The 9,143-nt window shown below is 67.8% G+C and carries 12 protein-coding genes; 9 read left to right on the top strand and 3 right to left on the bottom strand.

The window, feature by feature from the left end; all coding sequences use genetic code 11:
- Window positions 1-41: 41 nt before the first annotated feature.
- Window positions 42-1,235: an elongation factor Tu gene (gene tuf, locus ACZ5J1_RS13660; RefSeq protein ID WP_464559676.1), complete on the top strand. Its 1,194-nt coding sequence runs from the start codon at window positions 42-44 to the stop codon at window positions 1,233-1,235.
- 106 nt (window positions 1,236-1,341) lie between these two features.
- Window positions 1,342-2,127 carry a tRNA (guanosine(46)-N7)-methyltransferase TrmB gene (gene trmB, locus ACZ5J1_RS13655; protein ID WP_464559674.1) on the top strand — a complete coding sequence of 262 codons (786 nt, stop codon included), beginning with the start codon at window positions 1,342-1,344 and terminating at the stop codon, window positions 2,125-2,127.
- 18 nt (window positions 2,128-2,145) lie between these two features.
- Here trmB and ACZ5J1_RS13650 read toward each other — a convergent pair whose 3' ends face one another.
- From ACZ5J1_RS13650 to ACZ5J1_RS13640, 3 genes are read right to left on the bottom strand one after another with little or no spacing between them, the layout of a single operon-like run.
- Window positions 2,146-3,126 carry a LamG domain-containing protein gene (locus ACZ5J1_RS13650; RefSeq protein WP_464559672.1) on the bottom strand — a complete coding sequence of 327 codons (981 nt, stop codon included), beginning with the start codon at window positions 3,124-3,126 and terminating at the stop codon, window positions 2,146-2,148.
- Window positions 3,127-3,143: 17 nt separating this feature from the next.
- The gene (locus ACZ5J1_RS13645; protein ID WP_464559670.1) at window positions 3,144-3,977 is read right to left on the bottom strand and encodes a hypothetical protein; all 834 of its coding nucleotides are present in this window, start codon (window positions 3,975-3,977) and stop codon (window positions 3,144-3,146) included.
- Between the two features lie 9 nt (window positions 3,978-3,986).
- Complete coding sequence (locus ACZ5J1_RS13640) at window positions 3,987-5,312, bottom strand: MFS transporter (protein WP_464559668.1); 1,326 nt, start codon at window positions 5,310-5,312, stop codon at window positions 3,987-3,989.
- Window positions 5,313-5,663: 351 nt separating this feature from the next.
- Between ACZ5J1_RS13640 and rpsJ the strand changes: the two genes are divergently transcribed.
- The 7 genes from rpsJ to rplV are packed head-to-tail and all read left to right on the top strand — an operon-like array spanning window position 5,664 to window position 9,140.
- The gene (gene rpsJ, locus ACZ5J1_RS13635; protein ID WP_008360994.1) at window positions 5,664-5,972 is read left to right on the top strand and encodes a 30S ribosomal protein S10; all 309 of its coding nucleotides are present in this window, start codon (window positions 5,664-5,666) and stop codon (window positions 5,970-5,972) included.
- Between the two features lie 13 nt (window positions 5,973-5,985).
- Entirely contained in the window at window positions 5,986-6,642 is a 657-nt protein-coding gene (gene rplC, locus ACZ5J1_RS13630; protein ID WP_464559666.1) for a 50S ribosomal protein L3, read from the top strand.
- A gap of 2 nt (window positions 6,643-6,644) precedes the next feature.
- A complete protein-coding gene (rplD, locus tag ACZ5J1_RS13625) occupies window positions 6,645-7,265 on the top strand; it encodes a 50S ribosomal protein L4 (protein WP_464559664.1) in 621 nt (206 codons plus the stop codon).
- Window positions 7,262-7,567: a 50S ribosomal protein L23 gene (gene rplW, locus ACZ5J1_RS13620; protein WP_464559662.1), complete on the top strand. Its 306-nt coding sequence runs from the start codon at window positions 7,262-7,264 to the stop codon at window positions 7,565-7,567. Before rplD ends, rplW begins: the two co-directional genes overlap by 4 nt.
- A gap of 29 nt (window positions 7,568-7,596) precedes the next feature.
- Complete coding sequence (gene rplB / locus ACZ5J1_RS13615; protein WP_464559660.1) at window positions 7,597-8,433, top strand: 50S ribosomal protein L2; 837 nt, start codon at window positions 7,597-7,599, stop codon at window positions 8,431-8,433.
- 15 nt (window positions 8,434-8,448) lie between these two features.
- The gene (rpsS, locus tag ACZ5J1_RS13610) at window positions 8,449-8,730 is read left to right on the top strand and encodes a 30S ribosomal protein S19 (protein WP_227782483.1); all 282 of its coding nucleotides are present in this window, start codon (window positions 8,449-8,451) and stop codon (window positions 8,728-8,730) included.
- The gene (rplV, locus tag ACZ5J1_RS13605; RefSeq protein WP_464559658.1) at window positions 8,727-9,140 is read left to right on the top strand and encodes a 50S ribosomal protein L22; all 414 of its coding nucleotides are present in this window, start codon (window positions 8,727-8,729) and stop codon (window positions 9,138-9,140) included. The genes rpsS and rplV overlap by 4 nt, the downstream gene beginning before the upstream one ends.
- The last annotated feature ends 3 nt before the right edge of the window (window positions 9,141-9,143 follow it).

Below are 9,143 nucleotides of genomic sequence, written 5' to 3'. Positions count from 1 at the left end.
AAGTACGAGTCAAGTAACACATCACACAGGAGGAGCCCACAGTGGCTAAGGCGAAGTTCGAGCGGACCAAGCCGCACGTCAACATCGGCACCATCGGTCACATCGACCACGGTAAGACGACGCTGACGGCGGCGATTACCAAGGTGCTGCACGACGCGTACCCGGACCTCAACGAGGCTTCGGCGTTTGACCAGATCGACAAGGCTCCCGAGGAGCGCCAGCGCGGTATCACGATCTCGATCGCGCACGTCGAGTACCAGACGGAGTCGCGTCACTACGCGCACGTCGACTGCCCCGGTCACGCGGACTACATCAAGAACATGATCACCGGTGCGGCCCAGATGGACGGTGCGATCCTCGTCGTCGCCGCCACCGACGGTCCGATGCCGCAGACGCGTGAGCACGTGCTGCTCGCTCGCCAGGTCGGCGTGCCGGCCCTGGTCGTGGCGCTCAACAAGTGCGACATGGTCGACGACGAGGAGCTCATCGAGCTCGTCGAGATGGAGGTGCGCGAGCTCCTCACCGAGTACGAGTTCCCGGGCGACGACATCCCGGTCGTTCGCGTTGCCGCCTTCCCGGCGCTGCAGGGCGACGCCAAGTGGGCCGAGTCCGTCCTCGAGCTCATGAAGGCCGTCGACGACTACATCCCGACCCCGGCTCGTGAGACCGACAAGCCGTTCCTCATGCCCGTCGAGGACGTCTTCACGATCACCGGTCGTGGCACCGTCATCACCGGTCGTATCGAGCGCGGCATCGTCAAGGTCGGTGAGGAGGTCGAGATCATCGGCATCCGCGAGGTCGCCCAGAAGTCGACCGTCACCGGTGTCGAGATGTTCCGCAAGCTCCTCGACGAGGGCCAGGCTGGCGAGAACGTCGGTCTGCTCCTCCGTGGCACGAAGCGCGAGGACATCGAGCGCGGCATGGTCGTGATCAAGCCGGGCACGACCACCCCGCACACCAACTTCGAGGCCAACGTCTACATCCTCTCGAAGGAGGAGGGCGGCCGTCACACGCCGTTCTTCAACAACTACCGTCCGCAGTTCTACTTCCGTACGACTGACGTGACCGGCGTTGTGACCCTTCCCGAGGGCACCGAGATGGTCATGCCGGGTGACAACACCGAGATGTCGGTCGAGCTCATCCAGCCCATCGCCATGGACGAGGGCCTTCGCTTCGCGATCCGTGAGGGTGGCCGCACCGTCGGCGCCGGCCGGGTCACCAAGATCACCAAGTGATCCCCGCGGCCTAGGCCGCACCTGCTTCATCGGAACGCCCCGGGCTTCGGCCCGGGGTGTTCTGCATTTCCGCCTGGGGCGAGGCGGCAGGGACAATGGACCTGCCATGAACTCCGCGATGAACCCCGAATCCCACGACAAGCACGGCAAGCTCGCCCGGAGCAGGAACGCCTCTCCGGAGGCTCGTCCGACCGTGCGGCTCAACGAGGACGGCCGTCCGTTGCGCGAGGTGCTGTCCTACGCCCGGCGCGGCAGCCGGTTCACGGCGCGCCAGGCCGACGCCTGGGACCGGCTGGGACCGTCGTGGGTGTTCGGTGCTGACGCCGTCACCGGGTTCACCGGGACGCTCGACGTCAACCGCGCCTGGTTCGACCGGGACGCGCCGCTCTACGTCGAGATCGGTTCCGGGGTGGGGGAGACGACGGCGTCGTACGCCGCGGCCCATCCTGAGGTCAACGTGCTCGCCTTCGAGGTCTGGCAGCCCGGTGTCGCCGACACCCTGTACCGGCTCGAGCAGGCCGGCGCCGAGAACGCCCGGCTGTGCACCGTCGACGCGGCCTGGTCCATCACCGAGCTCTTCGCGCCCGGCTCGATCACCGAGCTGTGGACGCTGTTCCCCGACCCGTGGCACAAGAAGCGGCACCACAAGCGGCGACTGGTCAACCAGCCCTTCGTCGGTACGGCGGCCTCACGCCTGATCCCCGGCGGGGTGTGGCGGTTGGCCACGGACTGGGGTGACTACGCCGAGCACATCGACGAGGTGATGGCCTCCGAGCCGACGCTCACCGGTGGGCGGGTGGAGCGGTGGGTCGACCGACCGTTGACGAAGTTCGAGCGTCGCGGGATCGCCGAGGGCCGCGAGATCGCGGACTTCAGCTACCGCCTCAGCTGAGGCGGTAGCCGGGTCCGGTCAGCAGGGCCCGATCGAGGAGGCCGCCGTGCGGGCCAGCACCGGCGCGTGCGCCAGGGCCTTCCGCTTCTTCTTGTTCTTGGTCGTCTTCTTCAACGTCCAGTACCGGGCCCAGTCCATCTGGGTCGCGGTGAAGGCGGTGTGCAGGCTCGGGTCGGTCGAGCCGAGGATCGACTCGCGGAACATGAAGGGGACGTTCTGCGTCGAGGCCGGACGTGGTGCCCGACGGGTCACCTTGCCGTCCATGAACCACGTGATCGTGGTCGGCTTGAGCTCGACCCCCCACACGTGCCAGGCCGACTTCTTGGAGTTGACCGGGCCGGTCCACTGCCGCTTCGACGACAGGTCGCCGACCTGCGACCACGGGGTCACGGTGCCGGCGTAGGAGGCCGACGGGGAGGTCACACCGATGGTCGCGGTCCGACGCGCGGCCGGGTTGTAGCCGGCCATCAGGATGCTGGTGGGGGAGCAGCGCTGGGCCGGGGTCCCGGCGGGGACGAGCTCGAGCCGGATGCCGGCGTCGACGCCCTTGACCCAGTCGTAGTACCCGTCGGCGTTGCGGACCGGGACGGTCGCCGATCCTGCGTCACGCTGCGACATCGACCGGAAGCGCACCTCCCAGCGACCGTTCACCCAGGACTGCGTCCAGTCGGTGTGGGAGTCTCCGCTGTCGGCGAGCATCTTCACGGCCAGGGTGCCGCTGCCGACCTTCCCTGCTGCCCAGACGTCGGTCGTTCCGGTGCGGCGCCAGGACGGCGGCGGGGTGGTGCCCTGGGCGGTCTTGAACTCGTACCGCTTGGCCTCCGGCCACCAGCCGTAGGTCGAGCCGGCGTGGATCAGCTCGAACTTCGTGCAGCCGGCCTTGCGGCCGCAGCTGCCGGGCTTCGCCTCGGCGGGAGCGCTGACCAGGAGGCCGGCCGCAAGGGCTGCGGCGACCGTGGCTGCGAGAACGGACAGGCGCGGAGCACGGCGCAGGTTCATGGGAGGGACGGTACCCGTCAGCAGGCGGCCTTATTCACGGTTTGGCGAGGAGCGGGCGCCTTGCCGAGCGCCTTGCCCTTCTTCTTCATGCTCCAGTAGCGGGCCCAGTCGAGCTGGAGCCGGGTCTTCTCCATGGTGGCGCCCTCGGTCGGGATCAACCGGGCCTGCATGGTGAAGGCGGCCCGGGAGAGTGCCGCCGGGCGCTTCTCGATCGCGGCGACCCGGCCGTCGATGAACCAGGCGATGTGCTTCTTGGTGACCTCGACGCCGAAGACGTGCCACTCGTCGCCGCCGACCGGACGGGACAGCGACTTCTTGTAGGTGAAGCTCAGCGCGGGTCGGGTGTGGGCGGCGACCTTGACCGTCGAGCGACGCTTCGGGGTGTAGTCGAGGAAGGTGACGTCCTGAGCACCGCAGTACCGCTGCTTGTGGTTGGCCGGCACGAGCGCCAGCTGAACCCGGAACGGCGTCCCCTTGCCGTAGGTCCGGGTGCGCATCCGGGACTCCCAACGGCCCTGGCTGTAGGAGACACCCGACCAGGTCGAGGCCACCTCGCGGCTGTGCACGCCGGGCTTGCCGACGATGGTCAGCATGCCGTTCTGCTGGTACTGGGAGGCGCGTCCGCGGATCTTCCACTGCTTCGGTTCGGTGCGGCCACCCTTGAACTCGTAGCGCCACGCGACCGGGTACCAGCCGTAGGTGGCACCGGCGGAGACGAGCTCGAAGCGGGTGCAGCCGCTCACCCGACCGCAGGCCAGGGCCTGGGCGGGGGCAGGCACGAGGGGCAGCAAGCAGGCGAGGATCGACACCAGCGCGGCGAGCCGGAGGCGTGAGGTCATCTTCTCGGACATTCCGGCACGCTAACCCGCGCTTCGTGGTGCCTCCGAATCGTCGATCCGCGCTCCGGCACCGTTCCGAGCCGCAGGAATGGTCAGGCAGACGCCCGCGGCGACCAGGCACAGCACCCCCGCCGTGATCCAGGCCGCGAGGTAGGAACCGGTGCTGTCCCGGGTCCATCCGGCGAAGCTCGCAGCGACCCCGGCGCCGACCATGTGCGCCGCGAAGACCCACCCGAACACGACCGCGGAACTCTCCAGCCCGAAGTGGATCCGACACAGCGCGACGGTCGGCGGCACGGTCGCGACCCAGTCGAGCCCGTAGAAGAGGACGAACAGGAAGAGACTCGGGTGGATGGTCTCGCCGAGGAGCTGGTCCACCCAGAGCAGCGAGAGCCCGCGCAACAGGTAGTAGAGGAACAGCAGCAGGCGCGGATCGACCCGGTCGGTGAGCCAGCCCGAGGCGATCGTGCCCACGATGTCGAAGATCCCGATCAGGGCCAGCAGGCCGGCCGAGGTGGTCTCGGCCATGCCGTGGTCGTGGGCCGCGGGGATGAAGTGGGTGCCGATCAGGCCGTTGGTCGACCACCCGCACACCCAGAACGTCGCGAACAGCGCCCAGAACGTCCAGCGGCGCGAGGCGAACGCCAGCGTGGTCAGCGCGAGCCTGGCGGCGCCCTCCGTGCGTGGCACCACCACCGGCACGACCTCGGGCGGGGAGCCGTACGGCGTCGTGCCGACGTCGCCGGGGGAGTCACGCATCACCAGCCAGACCACCGGTGCCAGCAGCAGCGCGAACCCGGCGACCAGGAGCGCCGCCCACCGCCAGCCCGGACCGTCGGCCAGCACCGCGATCAGCGGCAGGAAGACCAGCTGGCCCGTCGAGCTGGCCGCCGAGAAGACACCGGTCACCAGTCCGCGCCGGGTGGCGAACCAGCGGTTGGCCACGATCGCCCCGAAGACGAGCGCCAGGGCGCCGGTGCCGATCCCCACCACGAAGCCCCACAGCACCCACAGGTGCCACGGCTCGGTCATCACCACGGCCAGACCGGCGCCGGCCGCGGTCAGCAGCAGCGCCAGGGGGACGACCCGGCGCATCCCGAACCGACCCATCAGCGCGGCCGCGAACGGGGCGGTGAGGCCGTAGACGATCAGGTTGAGCGAGACCGCGCCGGAGGTGACCGTCCGGGACCAGCCGAAGTCCTCCTCGAGCGGGATCAGGAGGGCACCGGTCGAGCTGCGGAACCCTGCCGCCGCGACCAGGGTCAGCAGCGTGACCGCGGCGATCGGCCACGCCCGGTGCAGTCGCGGCCGTCGTACGGGTGCCAGAACTTGATCGGACGCTGCCACAGGCCTCATGCTGGTGCCTGGCTCGACCAGATGCCATCGTTATTCCGCCTGCCGTCGCCGATTTGGCGCCGGTGCGAGACGGTGGCAGACTTTCCGAGTTGCTCCGGCAGGTTTCCGGAGCGCGGCTACATCTTGATTACTGAATCGCTTCTCCTGAGCCTCGCGCTCAGTCGTGTGTCAGTGGTCGGGCTGTGTCCGTGCTGACGGAGACCCGATTCAGCCTGACAGTCCCCTGGCAGGCGTAGACCAAACCGAGCAGACCGTCCCTGACAAGGGCGTGGTGCGCGAAACACTCGCGACACGCCCGACCGCGGGGGTCGGAGCTGCTGAAGAGAAGGACGAGAGAGACAGATGGCGGGACAGAAGATCCGCATCAGGCTCAAGGCCTACGACCACGAGGTCATCGACACCTCGGCGCGCAAGATCGTCGACACGGTCACGCGCACGGGTGCGAAGGTTGCCGGCCCGGTGCCGTTGCCGACCGAGAAGAACGTCTACTGCGTTATTCGCTCGCCCCACAAGTACAAGGACTCTCGCGAGCACTTCGAGATGCGCACCCACAAGCGCCTCATCGACATCATCGACCCGACCCCCAAGACTGTCGACTCCCTCATGCGCCTGGACCTCCCGGCGGGTGTCGACATCGAGATCAAGCTCTGAGGCGGGTGACGACATGACTTTCGAACGTAACGTCAAGGGACTGCTCGGCACCAAGCTCGGCATGACCCAGGTCTGGGACGAGAACAACAAGGTCATCCCGGTGACCGTCGTTGTCGCGTCGACCAACATCGTGACCAAGATCCGCCAGCCCGAGGTCGATGGCTACAACGCCATCCAGGTCGGCTTCGGCGAGATCGCGAGCCGGAAGGTGACCAAGCCGGTCGCCGGCCAGTTCGCCAAGGCCGGTACCACCCCGCGCCGCCACGTCGCCGAGATCCGCACCGCGGACGCTGCTGGCTACACGGTCGGCCAGGAGATCGCCGTTGACACCTTCGCCGAGGGCGACGTCATCGACGTCACCGGCACCTCGAAGGGTAAGGGTTTCGCCGGTGTCATGAAGCGCCACGGATTCCACGGCGTCTCGGCGTCCCACGGTGCTCACCGCAACCACCGCAAGCCGGGCTCCATCGGCGCCTGCGCCACCCCCGGCCGCGTGTTCAAGGGCGTCCGCATGGCGGGTCACATGGGTACTGACACTGTCACCACCCAGAACCTCACCGTGCACGCCGTCGACGTGGAGAAGGGCCTCATCCTGCTCAAGGGCGCCGTTCCCGGCCCCCGCGGCGGTCTGCTGGTTCTGCGCTCCGCCGCGAAGAAGACGGAGAAGTGACCATGGCTCTCAAGACTGTCAAGGTCGACCTGCCCGCCGACATCTTCGGCGTTCCGGTCAACATCCCGCTGATCCACCAGGTCGTCGTCGCCCAGCAGGCTGCTGCGCGTCAGGGCACGCACGCCACCAAGACCCGCGCCGACGTGCGCGGTGGTGGTCGCAAGCCCTACAAGCAGAAGGGCACCGGCCGCGCCCGTCAGGGTTCGACGCGTGCTCCGCAGTTCGCCGGCGGTGGCATCGTGCACGGCCCGCAGCCGCGTGACTACTCGCAGCGCACCCCCAAGAAGATGATCGCCGCGGCTCTGCTCGGCTCTCTCTCGGACCGCGCCGCGAACAACCGCGTCCACGTGGTCGAGGGCTTCGGCGTCGCCGACAAGCCGTCGACCAAGTCGGCCCTCGAGGGTCTGCGCGGTTTGACCGAGCGTCACAAGTTCCTCGTGGTTCTTGAGCGCGACGACGAGATCACCTGGCTCTCCCTGCGCAACGCGCCGGAGGTCCACCTGATCGCTGCCGACCAGCTCAACGCGTACGACGTGCTGGCCGCTGACGACCTCGTCTTCACCAAGGGCGCGTTCGACGCGTTCGTGGCGAAGAAGGCCGCAAGTAAGGAGATTGCCCAGTGAGCACCCTGCACAAGGACCACCGCGACATCCTGCTCGCGCCGGTCGTCTCGGAGAAGAGCTACGGGCTCCTCGACCAGAACAAGTACACCTTCCTGGTGCACCCCGACGCCAACAAGACCGAGATCAAGATCGCGGTCGAGAAGGTGTTCAACGTCAAGGTCACGTCGGTGAACACGATCAACCGGAAGGGCAAGGTGCGTCGCACCAAGTTCGGCCTGGGCAAGCGCAAGGACACCAAGCGCGCCATCGTTTCACTCGCTGAGGGCCACCGCATCGACATCTTCGGGGGTCCGGTCGCCTGACCGGGTCTTGACTAAGGACTGATCGAACAATGGCTATTCGCAAGTACAAGCCGACTACCCCGGGCCGTCGCGGCTCCTCGGTGGCCGACTTCGTCGAGATCACCCGGACCACGCCGGAGAAGTCGCTGGTTCGCCCGCTCTCCAAGACCGGCGGTCGCAACAACCAGGGTCGCATCACCACCCGTCACAAGGGCGGCGGGCACAAGCGTGCCTACCGCGTGATCGACTTCAAGCGCTACGACAAGGACGGCGTGCCGGCCAAGGTCGCTCACATCGAGTACGACCCCAACCGCACCGCCCGGATCGCGCTGCTGCACTACGCCGACGGCGAGAAGCGCTACATCATCGCGCCGAAGGACCTGTCGCAGGGCACGGTCATCGAGGCCGGTCCGACCGCCGACATCAAGGTGGGCAACAACCTGCCGCTGCGCAACATCCCCGTCGGTAGCACGATCCACGCGATCGAGCTCCGCCCCGGTGGTGGCGCGAAGATGGCTCGTTCGGCCGGTATGTCGGCCCAGCTGGTCGCCCGTGAGGGTAGCCGCGCGACGCTGCGTCTGCCCTCGGGCGAGATGCGCTACGTCGACGTGCGCTGCCGCGCGACGATCGGCGAGGTCGGCAACGCCGAGCAGTCGAACATCAACTGGGGTAAGGCCGGCCGCATGCGGTGGAAGGGCGTTCGCCCGACCGTCCGTGGTGTGGTCATGAACCCGGTCGACCACCCGCACGGTGGTGGTGAGGGTAAGACGTCCGGTGGACGTCACCCCGTCTCCCCGTGGGGTAAGCCGGAGGGCCGCACGCGCCGCCGCAAGGCATCTGACGCCCTCATCATCCGACGCCGCAAGTCCGGCAAGAACAAGCGTTGATAGGGGAGTAGTCCAATGCCTCGCAGCCTGAAGAAGGGTCCCTTCGTCGACGGCCACCTCGAGAAGAAGGTGGACGCCGAGAACGACAAGGGCACCCAGAACGTCATCAAGACCTGGTCGCGCCGCTCCATGATCCTGCCGTCCTTCATCGGACACACGATCGCGGTGCACGACGGTCGCAAGCACGTCCCGGTCTTCATCACCGACTCGATGGTCGGCCACAAGCTGGGCGAATTCGCACCGACGCGGACCTACAAGGGTCACGTCAAGGAAGACCGGAAGGGGAAGCGTCGATGAGCACCACTGAGCGCCGTCGCGTCAGCGCCCGTCGCGAGTCCGTCCTCGGCGACCAGGTCGGTTCCTTCGCGAGTGCCCGCTTCGTGCGGATCACCCCGCTGAAGGCCCGTCGTGTGGTCGACATGGTTCGTGGCCTCCCGGTCGACGACGCCCTGTCCCTGCTGCAGTTCGCGCCGCAGGCCGCCTCGGAGACCGTCTACAAGGTCCTCGAGAGCGCGATCGCCAACGCCGAGACCACCGAAGGCCTCAACCGTCGCGACCTGATCGTGTCGGTGGCCATGGTGGACGAGGGTCCGACCATGAAGCGCTGGCGCCCCCGGGCCCAGGGCCGCGCCACGCGCATCAACAAGCGCACCAGCCACATCACCCTGGCCGTGCAGCCTGCCGATGTCGTCAAGAAGGTGAAGTGAACT

The organism is Nocardioides sp. JCM 18999 (assembly GCF_055391175.1).
The sequence above is the reverse complement of the archived record's forward strand: the minus strand, read 5'-3'. Positions and strand labels throughout refer to the sequence as shown.

What these genes read in the sequence shown, in the direction of transcription:
- rplD (WP_464559664.1), top strand. Translation starts at nt 6,645, where the DNA reads ATGGCTCTCAAGACTGTCAAGGTCGACCTGCCCGCCGACATCTTCGGC.
- rplV (WP_464559658.1), top strand. Translation starts at nt 8,727, where the DNA reads ATGAGCACCACTGAGCGCCGTCGCGTCAGCGCCCGTCGCGAGTCCGTC.
- trmB (WP_464559674.1), top strand. Translation starts at nt 1,342, where the DNA reads ATGAACTCCGCGATGAACCCCGAATCCCACGACAAGCACGGCAAGCTC.
- ACZ5J1_RS13645 (WP_464559670.1), bottom strand. Translation starts at nt 3,977, where the DNA reads ATGTCCGAGAAGATGACCTCACGCCTCCGGCTCGCCGCGCTGGTGTCG.
- rplB (WP_464559660.1), top strand. Translation starts at nt 7,597, where the DNA reads ATGGCTATTCGCAAGTACAAGCCGACTACCCCGGGCCGTCGCGGCTCC.
- ACZ5J1_RS13650 (WP_464559672.1), bottom strand. Translation starts at nt 3,126, where the DNA reads ATGAACCTGCGCCGTGCTCCGCGCCTGTCCGTTCTCGCAGCCACGGTC.
- rpsS (WP_227782483.1), top strand. Translation starts at nt 8,449, where the DNA reads ATGCCTCGCAGCCTGAAGAAGGGTCCCTTCGTCGACGGCCACCTCGAG.
- rplC (WP_464559666.1), top strand. Translation starts at nt 5,986, where the DNA reads ATGACTTTCGAACGTAACGTCAAGGGACTGCTCGGCACCAAGCTCGGC.
- rpsJ (WP_008360994.1), top strand. Translation starts at nt 5,664, where the DNA reads ATGGCGGGACAGAAGATCCGCATCAGGCTCAAGGCCTACGACCACGAG.